The organism is Nostoc piscinale CENA21, from assembly GCF_001298445.1.
In the GTDB taxonomy this organism is placed as follows: domain Bacteria; phylum Cyanobacteriota; class Cyanobacteriia; order Cyanobacteriales; family Nostocaceae; genus Nostoc_B; species Nostoc_B piscinale_A.
The window spans coordinates 409417-418529 of the sequence record NZ_CP012036.1; the positions used below are offsets into that span (position 1 = coordinate 409417).

Annotated in this window: 21 protein-coding genes and 1 other RNA gene; 7 read left to right on the forward strand and 15 right to left on the reverse strand. The window is 42.9% G+C overall.

The window, feature by feature from the left end; translation table 11 throughout:
• Positions 1-437 precede the first annotated feature (437 nt).
• From ssrS to ACX27_RS31460, 11 genes are all read right to left on the reverse strand, one after another.
• Positions 438-621: non-coding RNA, 6S RNA (gene ssrS / locus ACX27_RS01740), on the reverse strand.
• Between the two features lie 95 nt (positions 622-716).
• The gene (locus ACX27_RS01745) at positions 717-2084 is read right to left on the reverse strand and encodes an IS110 family transposase (RefSeq protein WP_062287576.1); all 1368 of its coding nucleotides are present in this window, start codon (positions 2082-2084) and stop codon (positions 717-719) included.
• Entirely contained in the window at positions 2081-2206 is a 126-nt protein-coding gene (locus tag ACX27_RS34760; RefSeq protein ID WP_256364374.1) for a hypothetical protein, read from the reverse strand. The genes ACX27_RS01745 and ACX27_RS34760 overlap by 4 nt, the downstream gene beginning before the upstream one ends.
• A gap of 360 nt (positions 2207-2566) precedes the next feature.
• A complete protein-coding gene (locus ACX27_RS01750; RefSeq protein ID WP_062287579.1) occupies positions 2567-2824 on the reverse strand; it encodes a hypothetical protein in 258 nt (85 codons plus the stop codon).
• Positions 2817-3062, reverse strand: a complete 246-nt coding sequence (locus ACX27_RS01755) for a hypothetical protein (protein WP_062287582.1) — start codon at positions 3060-3062, stop codon at positions 2817-2819. The genes ACX27_RS01750 and ACX27_RS01755 overlap by 8 nt, the downstream gene beginning before the upstream one ends.
• Complete coding sequence (locus ACX27_RS01760) at positions 3055-3732, reverse strand: hypothetical protein (RefSeq protein WP_062287587.1); 678 nt, start codon at positions 3730-3732, stop codon at positions 3055-3057. The genes ACX27_RS01755 and ACX27_RS01760 overlap by 8 nt, the downstream gene beginning before the upstream one ends.
• A 4-nt stretch (positions 3733-3736) precedes the next feature.
• Positions 3737-3958, reverse strand: coding sequence for a hypothetical protein (locus ACX27_RS01765; RefSeq protein ID WP_235526462.1), 222 nt, complete (start codon positions 3956-3958; stop codon positions 3737-3739).
• Positions 3959-4042: 84 nt separating this feature from the next.
• Complete coding sequence (locus tag ACX27_RS01770; RefSeq protein ID WP_062287590.1) at positions 4043-4294, reverse strand: hypothetical protein; 252 nt, start codon at positions 4292-4294, stop codon at positions 4043-4045.
• 12 nt (positions 4295-4306) lie between these two features.
• A complete protein-coding gene (locus ACX27_RS01775; protein ID WP_062287595.1) occupies positions 4307-4495 on the reverse strand; it encodes a hypothetical protein in 189 nt (62 codons plus the stop codon).
• Between the two features lie 76 nt (positions 4496-4571).
• Positions 4572-4802, reverse strand: a complete 231-nt coding sequence (locus ACX27_RS31455; RefSeq protein ID WP_144427381.1) for a hypothetical protein — start codon at positions 4800-4802, stop codon at positions 4572-4574.
• 247 nt (positions 4803-5049) lie between these two features.
• Positions 5050-5238, reverse strand: coding sequence for a hypothetical protein (locus ACX27_RS31460; RefSeq protein WP_144427382.1), 189 nt, complete (start codon positions 5236-5238; stop codon positions 5050-5052).
• Between the two features lie 86 nt (positions 5239-5324).
• On the opposite strand from ACX27_RS31460, the gene ACX27_RS01780 reads away from it, so the two are divergent.
• Positions 5325-5717, forward strand: coding sequence for a hypothetical protein (locus ACX27_RS01780; protein ID WP_062287598.1), 393 nt, complete (start codon positions 5325-5327; stop codon positions 5715-5717).
• Here ACX27_RS01780 and ACX27_RS34765 read toward each other — a convergent pair.
• Entirely contained in the window at positions 5700-5822 is a 123-nt protein-coding gene (locus ACX27_RS34765) for a hypothetical protein (protein WP_256364375.1), read from the reverse strand. The two genes, ACX27_RS01780 and ACX27_RS34765, sit on opposite strands and share 18 nt — an antisense overlap.
• Positions 5823-5985: 163 nt before the next feature.
• Here ACX27_RS34765 and ACX27_RS01785 point away from each other — a divergent pair, with 163 nt between their 5' ends.
• From ACX27_RS01785 to ACX27_RS01795, 4 genes are read left to right on the forward strand one after another with little or no spacing between them, the layout of a single operon-like run.
• Positions 5986-6630 carry a hypothetical protein gene (locus ACX27_RS01785; protein ID WP_062287601.1) on the forward strand — a complete coding sequence of 215 codons (645 nt, stop codon included), beginning with the start codon at positions 5986-5988 and terminating at the stop codon, positions 6628-6630.
• Positions 6627-6824: a hypothetical protein gene (locus ACX27_RS33225; protein WP_062287603.1), complete on the forward strand. Its 198-nt coding sequence runs from the start codon at positions 6627-6629 to the stop codon at positions 6822-6824. Before ACX27_RS01785 ends, ACX27_RS33225 begins: the two co-directional genes overlap by 4 nt.
• Positions 6825-6834: 10 nt before the next feature.
• A complete protein-coding gene (locus ACX27_RS33230) occupies positions 6835-7026 on the forward strand; it encodes a hypothetical protein (RefSeq protein WP_235526463.1) in 192 nt (63 codons plus the stop codon).
• Positions 7019-7207, forward strand: coding sequence for a hypothetical protein (locus ACX27_RS01795; RefSeq protein ID WP_062287606.1), 189 nt, complete (start codon positions 7019-7021; stop codon positions 7205-7207). The genes ACX27_RS33230 and ACX27_RS01795 overlap by 8 nt, the downstream gene beginning before the upstream one ends.
• A gap of 105 nt (positions 7208-7312) precedes the next feature.
• Here the strand turns inward: ACX27_RS01795 and ACX27_RS32180 are convergent, their stop codons facing one another.
• The 3 genes from ACX27_RS32180 to ACX27_RS01800 are packed head-to-tail and all read right to left on the reverse strand — an operon-like array spanning position 7313 to position 8259.
• Complete coding sequence (locus tag ACX27_RS32180; protein WP_158507329.1) at positions 7313-7477, reverse strand: hypothetical protein; 165 nt, start codon at positions 7475-7477, stop codon at positions 7313-7315.
• Positions 7478-7525: 48 nt separating this feature from the next.
• Positions 7526-7681, reverse strand: coding sequence for a hypothetical protein (locus tag ACX27_RS32730; RefSeq protein ID WP_200929896.1), 156 nt, complete (start codon positions 7679-7681; stop codon positions 7526-7528).
• Complete coding sequence (locus ACX27_RS01800) at positions 7678-8259, reverse strand: tyrosine-type recombinase/integrase (protein ID WP_062287609.1); 582 nt, start codon at positions 8257-8259, stop codon at positions 7678-7680. The genes ACX27_RS32730 and ACX27_RS01800 overlap by 4 nt, the downstream gene beginning before the upstream one ends.
• Positions 8260-8479: 220 nt before the next feature.
• Here ACX27_RS01800 and ACX27_RS01805 point away from each other — a divergent pair, with 220 nt between their 5' ends.
• Complete coding sequence (locus tag ACX27_RS01805) at positions 8480-8779, forward strand: hypothetical protein (protein WP_062287612.1); 300 nt, start codon at positions 8480-8482, stop codon at positions 8777-8779.
• Positions 8780-8782: 3 nt separating this feature from the next.
• Positions 8783-9088 (forward strand): hypothetical protein, encoded by a 306-nt coding sequence (locus ACX27_RS01810; protein ID WP_062287615.1) that lies wholly within the window; start codon positions 8783-8785, stop codon positions 9086-9088.
• The last annotated feature ends 25 nt before the right edge of the window (positions 9089-9113 follow it).

A 9113-nucleotide genomic window follows, 5' to 3' on the forward strand; every position in this document is an offset into this window, starting at 1 on the left:
ATTTTGTGATAGTAAAAAATCAAAAAAAATGTTCCACTTACATACTCCCGATTCTGAGTTAAAACCTATTTATAGGCAGGATTTTCACACCACAAAAGCTATATTTCAATACGCTTCAGTTAACATTTGAATATTCTTAATATTTCCTCCCTACTTCCCCTGAGAAAATGAAGCTAATAACCCCCTTTTACCCCCTTTTTAAGAGGATTACCGTAGGCAGGAGGGATACGCACTGAACTTTATTGAGTTATATTTATGCACTATTTTAAAATGATCATGCCACTATAATTTGAGGTTTATTTTATGAAATCGTCTCTTAAAGCTTATTTTCATAATGAAATGAAAATATTAGAAATAAATAATGATTTTTTATATTTTTTCTCATACCAATAACTAAAGCTCCCAAATTTTGATTAAATTTGGGAGCTAAAAATTTTAAGTTCACCGCAACGCCGTTTTACCTAAGTTTATGACCTGGTTAAACCAGGTGGGTACCGATGATGCTCGTTTAAAGTTTCCGGGTACAAGCCCGGTCTACTGCCACGAGAACTATTTGGTTCCCTTTTCTTTAAAGACATAGATCAAAAAACTTGATGGCAGTCACCAACGTCGCAGTGCAACTAACTCATTATAGCCTTCTCATCCGGCTTGTGTGTTCAGGGTAACTGGAAGTTTATGAAGTTTTAACACCCTTCATGGGCATGAAGGGTTAAACATCAGGTCGATATCATCTTACATAACTCAACAAACAGTAAGTTTGTGACCTTACTCATCAACTTACCTTGGATATGTTTACCGCCTAGCAGCTTTTCACCTTGCTCACTGACATTTGCTTTGAGTGAGTCACGGTAGTCAAGCAAATCTTTGGTCAATTCGTTGTTTGGCAGTCGGCCAGTTTCCACACCAGTTAAGATGTACTGCCACAGCGAAATTCTACAAAGTGCCGAACCACTGGCTTTTTCAACCAGTCCGTCACCTGACTGCTCCAGCGTTGTACCCATACCCAGCCGCATTTTGAAAATGTCACGGCTGCGGTTGCGTTTGATTCGTTTGGTTTCCCCCGCAATTCGCTTCACAATGGTTTCGCCATTTTTGCGATCGCGCTCAGTTTTCTTAACTTCTCTAACTTCGTACTCAATCACCGGTTTACCATCGACCCCTAAGAATGATTCAAATGGGTAAATCCTGGTGAGCAAACGCGATCGCACTCGTAAACCAAAACCAAATTTATCAAACACCTTCATGTAAGGCGCAAATGCTGACTCTGTAAGTATTTCTCTAATTCTGGCTTCTAGGTGCTGCTCATAAAGTGAAATGTCACACATCCACCCTGCATGTAGCTGTAGCATTGGATCAATGCTAATTCCATACTCAAGAGCAATTGAGGTTTTATAGCGATTGTCCATCCTGGTTTTACCACCGGGGGAAATTTCGCTACTACCAGACAACCAGCCCCAAAGCGGCGGGACAAATCCAGGCTTATCAGTTGCGCTTTTGGTGTGTGCTACCTCTGGGAACTGCCAAGCTAGAAGCTGACGGGCATAATTGACAATGGGCGACTGAACACGGTTGAGGTGTTCAAGTTGCTGGCAGAGGTCGCGGAGTTCATCTATGGGTTCCGGTCGGTGCATGAGAAAATATCTCATGTTTAATTCACCATTCTCCAGATAATGATCTGGGTCATGTCCATAAGCGGCCATAGCGAGTGCGTCAGCAGGGTCAGATTTATTAGGTAAATTTTTACCACCACGATAACGGCGCAATTCGACGTGACCAACCCACAGAATTTCGATTTCTAACTTTTTGAGAATGGAAGCCCAAAGTCTAGAATAATGGTTTCCTGTTGGCTCCATAATTGCGTAATCAGGCTTTATTTCTGTTAGGTAATCTGCAAAATCGAAAGCTGATTTTTGTTTTTTCCTAACATCTGGATTGGAATAAAAAGCAGGGTATAAGCTTGATGATTTATTCCTTGTTTTACTCCAATAACTTTGTAATCCGCCCTTGGGATATTGTGTTAAAATATGAGTTGTAATACTGTTTTTACTAACATCAATTCCCAGTATTTTTAATTGAATTGTCATGGTTCTGCGAACAAGTAAGGTGAATTATCAGGACTGGCATCCTTTGGTAAACCCGAACTAGAAAGCGCACGAATCACCCTAACGCCACACATATAAGTGGCGCGATTCAGGAGTAAACGCATTCGGGGAATTAGTCAGACAAAAGCCGCGCTTGAACACACGAACGCCAAAATTTAGAGGCGCAATTCAATATCAACGCTGCACTTTCTCTGACTAATGTGCGAATTGATGTGGACTCAACCCGCGACGCTGGCAGTGATGCCAGCGTTTCGGCTACTGAGTCAGGGTAGCCATCATCAGGCGGATAAATTAGTAAGAATTGGCGCGTAAATGAGAGAACTATAAACGCCACAATCAGGAGCGCGATTCAAACCTAAAACGCCATTTTCTTCTTACTAAGAAAGCGAATTGAAAACTCAACCCGCGACTCCCCAAGGGGAGTTTCGGCTACTGAGTCCAGTAGCCATCATCAGGCGGTTTATTTATTCATCATCGTCATCATCAAATTCTTGTGTTAATTCGATATCGATAATTTGAATTAGAGAACTAGATGCAGGTTGAAGAATATCGCTAAGGTCTTCATGGACTTCTCTATCAAATTCCTTTACATTTTTCATTCGATTTAAAGCCTGATCAATCTTGGCTTTAATGTGAATTAAATCGTGCCATAAGGTGTAGTAATCCCAAGCTGGGTCAGGTTGCCAAGTGTTATTAGTTGTTCCTGAATTTTCACTACTCATAAACTTCATCATCCTCAAATTCGTCGTCGTCAAACTCTAATTCCAAAATTATGTTTACTAGGCGTTCAGAAGCTCTCGATAATCTTTGGTTAATTTGGTGATCAGATGTATCGTTTCTATCTTCTTGTTGGCGCATTAGATTCAAAGCCTCATCAATTTTGGCTTTAATTTCATGGCAAGATTGCCAAATTTTGTAATAATCCCAAGTTGGATCAGGTTGCCAATTTTCACTACTCATAAACTTCATCATCCTCAAAATCTTCGTCATCAAAACCAACAAGTGAATAGGTATTATCGGGGTCGGTAGAGTTGAGAATATCGACCATTGCCCGTCCGGTTAGTACGTCAAAAACTGAGTAATTAGCAAGTTGTTTCTCAATTTGGTGCTGTTTGAAAGCTTGTTCTAGTTCAGGTGTTCTAAGACGTGGGTCAATGTCCTCAATGCTGTTGATTGCTGGCGGTTCTTCATCGCCGTAAATCCATCGCTCATACTGGTCATCGGCGAAATCGTCCCAAGCTTTTCGACCTTCGGGTGTTCCGGGTGGTGGTGCGGTTTCAAGAAAATCAGCGAGTTCTTTGCTACGGGCGAAACCTTCCGCCCAGCACTGCATTGATTCAACCCAAACCTCATTCATTGCAAAACCATTGCCTGCTTCAGCTTCGGCGGCAACTTCCGCCACATCGGCATTGTTAGCACTGGCGATTAGTCGAGCAATTGCTTGAACTTGAATACTACTGAGTCTTTCTAAATCCACAATCCACAGGGCGATTTGTTGTTTGTTTGGCCCGGCTGGTCGTTCCATTGGGAATGGGTCACGCATCGGAATCATGCCATCGGGGAAGAGTTGCATGATTGGTTCGTAAGGGTTTCCGGGTTTGAGTTTTACCCAGGTGTCATGTTTGGTCATGGTTTTAGATGTTGTAATTGTCGGGTGCTGGCTTCTTGCCAATTGGCGATAATGGCTTGAGCATTTTCACCAAAAAAAATCTTTGAGTATCGCCGTTGTGCCAAGTGACAACAGCAACAGGACTGGGTTGTTCTTCAAATTGCAGCTGGCGAACTTGGGCGAGATTTAACCAGCCGGCTGTAGGAGTTTTGCAAGTAAACACTGTGGGAACTGATATGATTTGCATAGCTTAAATTCACGTCGCGGTGAGTTTAGAAATTGCGATCGCAGTAAATTCGCTGTTTAGTCGCGATCGCATTAAAAATTTGAATTACTTAGGCTCATCCCCATTGAATTGGAGCCGAACTGTCTTTTCGATGGCGCGAATAGCTATTAAGGTGTAAATTTCGTCGAAATCGACATCATGTATCAGCACATTCAGTTCAGGGTCTAGTTCTTGCAGATGTTCAATTAATTTTTTGACTTTCATTGGTTTGTGATATTTTTTACTAGTCCAGAAGTAGTGAATTTCAAGGCGATCGCATATCCTGAGTGCGTTCGCCTTTGGCGTTGGCGAAGCCATCGCTTTCGAGTATTAACTTTGCGTTTGTGGTGCAAACTCCACATCAAAAACAACCTGAAACCTTCCACTAGGAGTAAGCCCGCGCAGAATGCTCATATAAGCATCAGCATCAGAACGTTTGCGAAATCGGGCAACGCAGATATTACGTGTTTCACCCCAGCGAAAAACTGCCCAAGGTCTTATATCGTCTTGGTAACTCATAAATTTCAAATCCTAATTTTGTAGAAAAGCGGGGTTGATTCCCCGCAAAGTGTTGTGGAAACTTAGAAATTAGTGATTATTCCTCGTCTTCGTCGTCGCTGTCGAATGCAAGAAAGACAACCGTTTCGGTCTCTCTGATACCTTTGAAAGCGTAACTACCGCCACTGATGTCATCCACAGCTAATTTAAGTTCAGGGTTAAGGTTTTGTAGTTTCTCAATCAGTTCTTTGACTGTCATTTTTGTTATCTCCAGAAAGTTTAAGAAGCCAGCACAAACTGACACAATTGCTTGTGCTGGTATTGGCAATGGGAATTTGTATTCACTTTGGAGGGAATCGCCGATGTAGCAGCATCGGCGAAGTGAAAATCCTATAATTTTCGGTTACTTGTATGTGAGTTTTTCGTCTAATTTGATACCTCCAAAACTAAACAGCATGACTGTATCGGCGCAAGTGTGAAGTGCAGCGCCGGGTATAAGGGTGTAAGGGTGTGGGGAGTGGGGAGTAGGGTTACTACTCAGCACTCAGCACAAACTAACTAGTGAGTAACAAGCGTTACCTAGCGAGTAACTGAGCGTTATCTATTGAGTTGTAAGTTGAGGGTGTTTCCGCTTCCGGTGTGGTGCGGTGGTGGCTCCTGATTTTGCCCTCACGGGTCACGCCAAGGGGAACAAGGGTGACAAGGGTGAGGGGGGAGCTAAAAAAGTAGTTTTCTATGTGGAAAACTAATGTTATGTTAATCATATAGAAAACATCCTGTCAAGTTTTCTATATGAGAAATTGATTTTCTATATGTAAAATGGGGGTTGACGTGAGTAACTTAATCGGAGATGGCAAGACCAAAGAAACTAGCGGAGGACGCGAAAAAACGTCAGCCTGTTCATCAGCGAGAGCGACTGGCTGAAATTCAACCGCAAGGCCAAAGAGATGGGTATGAGCAGGGCGGACTTGATAGCAGCCATAGCTCAGGAAAAAATTTACTTAGTAGAATCGAATCCCTTATCGGAGGAGGAGATTTCGATCCTGGAAAAGTGTTAGAAGCCGTTCGCATGATCAGGGATGCACATTTATCTTATGTACGCGCACACAAGCAACGGCTGAAAACAAGGCTTGATGAGGCTGAAGAGAACGAAACTGATTTTATAAAATCCTGTGACTTGGTAGAACAGAAAATCCAGGGTTTTATAAACACAACCGAACCACTATCAGAAACCGAAGATTAAACCGTCTTTACCTGTGAGGTGAGGACGGCTTTTTAATGCGATCGCGTTGGTGCTGTTGTGTGTTGTGTGCGATCGCAGTGGTAATAACTTATGAGCAGAACACAATTTTTCTACTACGCATTAATGACAAGACGCAGGTTAACCAAAACCGCACTCAAAGCCCTGGTTAGTCATGGAATGAGATTGATTGGTTAACTGACCAGTGCTAATTTTTAAAAACTAAAAACCACCCCGCGCGGAGTGGCTTGGATTTCTACCTAATCGAATTATGCCAGGAAATACCAAATTACAAAACTCCCAGTGCAACTGGACGGAGCAACACGACGCATACTGTTTAGAAAATAAAATATCCCCCGCGGCGAAATTGTTGTGGCAGTGGCTAATCCGCCAAGGTATTGCTGAAGAAACAGAACCAGACTTAGCCGAGTTCAACGAGTGGGTTACAAAACACCGGGGCAAAGGTTACTGTCGGCCAACACTGAAAGCGGCGCTTGCTCAACTAGTCGAACTGCGAGTAGTGCAGTTAGTCAAACAATTTACGTGGCGAATTGTCAGAATAGTTACAAGACCCTTGGAATGGCTCAAGCCGAAAAAAAATTTACGCCACAGTCAAGAAACTTTCGCTTCACAACCCTCAAACCCTCAGTCAGTCGAAGACGAGGTTAACAGCAGCAGCAACTCTTCTACTAGTGCAGCTTCCCGTGAGGAGATACTCGCAGTCTGCGCCGAAGCTGGTATCTTTTATCACCCTGAGAAACCAGCCAAAGTATTCAGCTACTCGCTTGATGATGTGCTGTCCGCCATTGGCGTTTACAAATTGCGATCAGCTGTCGAGCGAATATTCAACCCTCCAGGCTGGTTGATTGAGTGCCTACAGTGGCGTTACTGGGAAGGTTGGGAATTAGCAACATGAAACACCAGCTAACCTTGTTTGACCTTCAACAATATGAACAGTCTGCACCAAATTACGATCCAACTTGGGATGAGATTGTTCGGGAGCAAGATAATCAAGATACTCAGCAAGCCTCAAAAGCCGATTCTACTGTTCGGGAGCAAGTAACTGAGGATACTAAAAAAAATTGCTCCCGAACACACCCATTGGGTTGAACAATACTGGGTGAAACGTTGTGGTAAAAAACATAAATATTACCGTTACTGCTGGATGACAGGACGGAAAATCAACCGTTGTCACATTTGTAGTGTGAATTTACCAGATGCGGGCGATCGTAAATCGGCCATCGAGGCGGCCATAAATTCTGGGCGATCGCCACAAGAAATTAAGCAGTTAATTAGAGGTAACAATGGCTAGACCCAAAAATAATCACTTTTGTCTGAGGTTGAGTGAAGATAAAACAGTTGTAGAGCTAATAGTTAAAACTGCATCCCCAGAACAAGCAATAGAACTTTACGACAAGCTGGAGCAAGTGCTAATTGAGCTAACACGAGTCGATTTAGAACTTGATTGGCAGGATGATAACCCAGACTCATAGTGTCAAGCATTCTCAATAAATGTAGTTTCACCCGGTGCAGCTTCCTGGGCCTCAAGCATAGGGGTCAAAGTATTGATTTTTCGTTGCTTCACCCACGAAAAATGCTTAAAAGCAAATTTTTTTATTGATAATGAATAGCATTAAGCATTCATGAAAAATGCGATCGCGCCAATTGGCTTGAGTTGAGCGATCGCCAAAAATGAATATTTCAGATTGATTGTAGTGGGAAAATGCGATCGCAGTAACTACGCGCCAGAATTGCGAACGCACAGTTAAATGTTACTCAGTAGAGTTATTTTACGGGTGTAATTATAACTGTCACGGCAGCGCCAGATAAATGTTATCAACATCATCCCAGGCATGATTCGCCAGTGCTTCAAGAGCCATAGCCAAATGATGAGGATGGTCATAATCACCAGCTTGAAGTTTTATATAAAAAATCTCAATTCTCAGGTATAGTTCAGAGTTCGTCATAGTGTAGCGATCGCTCCCTTAACGCGGTCGGTGTCAATTTCCACGTAGCGACCCAAAGCTTTAAAATCACGATGGCCAGTAATTCGCTGTATGGTGTACAAATCTACCCCAGCTTTGTGTAACTTCGTAATGAAACTCCGGCGGGTTGAGTGAGTGCTGATGCCCTTGGCTCCCAAACCTGATTTTTCAACAGCTGACCTCAAAATCAAATCAGCCCAGCGCAGCGAAATAGAATCATCTCCGTCACGATTTGGGAATAACCAGAGTGAAACTGCCGCAGGTTTGTAATTAGCCAATGACTCAGCTAAAACTGGATGCACAGGAACTTGACGAGTTTCACGTTTCCCATCTGGTGAAGCTTTGCGAGTTGTAGCCTTGAAAGTAATTTCCTCTCTCGGCGTGCCGTCACTGTTGTAGCAGTCCTCAATCTTCAGCTGTACCAAAGCCCCCCATCTTTCCCCTGTGTACCAAGCTAAATCTAAAAGTAGTTTGTACTTCCTACTCAGAATTTGCTTACGAATTTTAGAATAGTCCGAGTCAGTCATAATAGCTGACTGGCCATTACGGTTATTTTTCAAGGCGTATATTTCCTCTTTCAAGTATTCCGGTTTAACCTGTCGCAAAGGTCAAACCGGAATATTTTTACTTTTAGCTATTAGATAAATACTGCCCAATCCTAGTCATCACAACTGTTTCACGTCCTCAGCAGTTGTTCTGAAATTACATAAAACTGGAAGATTTACACAGTTTTATTTACTGAATAAAACTGATTTATTACTTATCAGAAATCCCCAGAATATGTCTGCATTTTCAGCTAGCGATTTACCTACAACTGTCAATACTTTAGAAAAATTAATTGTGTGGGCAGGTGCAGCTTTTCACAAAATCAACCGTACCACAACAGCAGTAGAGGGAACCGGAACACCCTCAAGAATTGCCCAATTTGGAATCTACACAGTCGAATCTAACAACACTGATCGCGTGATCATGCGCCAAAGTTTAGTACTTGACCCTGATTATGCTATTGACGGGAAGCCAATCTGGGAAAACGTCGTAGCCACTTCAACCGATGCGATTCCTTCTGAATTTCTTCCCTAGTAGATGATCGCTAATATTCCCGCCCCCGTAGTGCCGCCAAACATTCCCGCCCCAGTTGTTCCACCTGGGGCTAATAACATTGTTCCTTTTGAGAGGAAACCACCACAGCCAGGGACGGGAAGCATCAGCACTGTCAGACCTTCAGATATTGCAGCCCTGCCACAATTAGCGGATGTTGCACCAAAGCCCCTTCCTATTCCCTGGTTCCCCTTTTTTCCCCAACAGCCATCACCACCAGAAGCACAGCCAATCATAGGGAAAAGATACGCCGCAGGAAAAAGAGGTATTCTTTATAAAATTTTTTTATGATGCGGTTCCGGGAGATATTTACACA

Coding starts and splice junctions, on each gene's coding strand:
- ACX27_RS01745 (WP_062287576.1), bottom strand. CDS start 2,084: ATGACAATTCAATTAAAAATACTGGGAATTGATGTTAGTAAAAACAGT.
- ACX27_RS34760 (WP_256364374.1), bottom strand. CDS start 2,206: ATGCGTTTACTCCTGAATCGCGCCACTTATATGTGTGGCGTTAGGGTG.
- ACX27_RS01750 (WP_062287579.1), bottom strand. CDS start 2,824: ATGAGTAGTGAAAATTCAGGAACAACTAATAACACTTGGCAACCTGAC.
- ACX27_RS01755 (WP_062287582.1), bottom strand. CDS start 3,062: ATGAGTAGTGAAAATTGGCAACCTGATCCAACTTGGGATTATTACAAA.
- ACX27_RS01760 (WP_062287587.1), bottom strand. CDS start 3,732: ATGACCAAACATGACACCTGGGTAAAACTCAAACCCGGAAACCCTTAC.
- ACX27_RS01765 (WP_235526462.1), bottom strand. CDS start 3,958: ATGCAAATCATATCAGTTCCCACAGTGTTTACTTGCAAAACTCCTACA.
- ACX27_RS01770 (WP_062287590.1), bottom strand. CDS start 4,294: ATGGCTTCGCCAACGCCAAAGGCGAACGCACTCAGGATATGCGATCGC.
- ACX27_RS01775 (WP_062287595.1), bottom strand. CDS start 4,495: ATGAGTTACCAAGACGATATAAGACCTTGGGCAGTTTTTCGCTGGGGT.
- ACX27_RS31460 (WP_144427382.1), bottom strand. CDS start 5,238: ATGATTAACATAACATTAGTTTTCCACATAGAAAACTACTTTTTTAGC.
- ACX27_RS01780 (WP_062287598.1), top strand. CDS start 5,325: ATGGCAAGACCAAAGAAACTAGCGGAGGACGCGAAAAAACGTCAGCCT.
- ACX27_RS01785 (WP_062287601.1), top strand. CDS start 5,986: ATGCCAGGAAATACCAAATTACAAAACTCCCAGTGCAACTGGACGGAG.
- ACX27_RS33225 (WP_062287603.1), top strand. CDS start 6,627: ATGAAACACCAGCTAACCTTGTTTGACCTTCAACAATATGAACAGTCT.
- ACX27_RS01795 (WP_062287606.1), top strand. CDS start 7,019: ATGGCTAGACCCAAAAATAATCACTTTTGTCTGAGGTTGAGTGAAGAT.
- ACX27_RS32730 (WP_200929896.1), bottom strand. CDS start 7,681: ATGACGAACTCTGAACTATACCTGAGAATTGAGATTTTTTATATAAAA.
- ACX27_RS01805 (WP_062287612.1), top strand. CDS start 8,480: ATGTCTGCATTTTCAGCTAGCGATTTACCTACAACTGTCAATACTTTA.
- ACX27_RS01810 (WP_062287615.1), top strand. CDS start 8,783: ATGATCGCTAATATTCCCGCCCCCGTAGTGCCGCCAAACATTCCCGCC.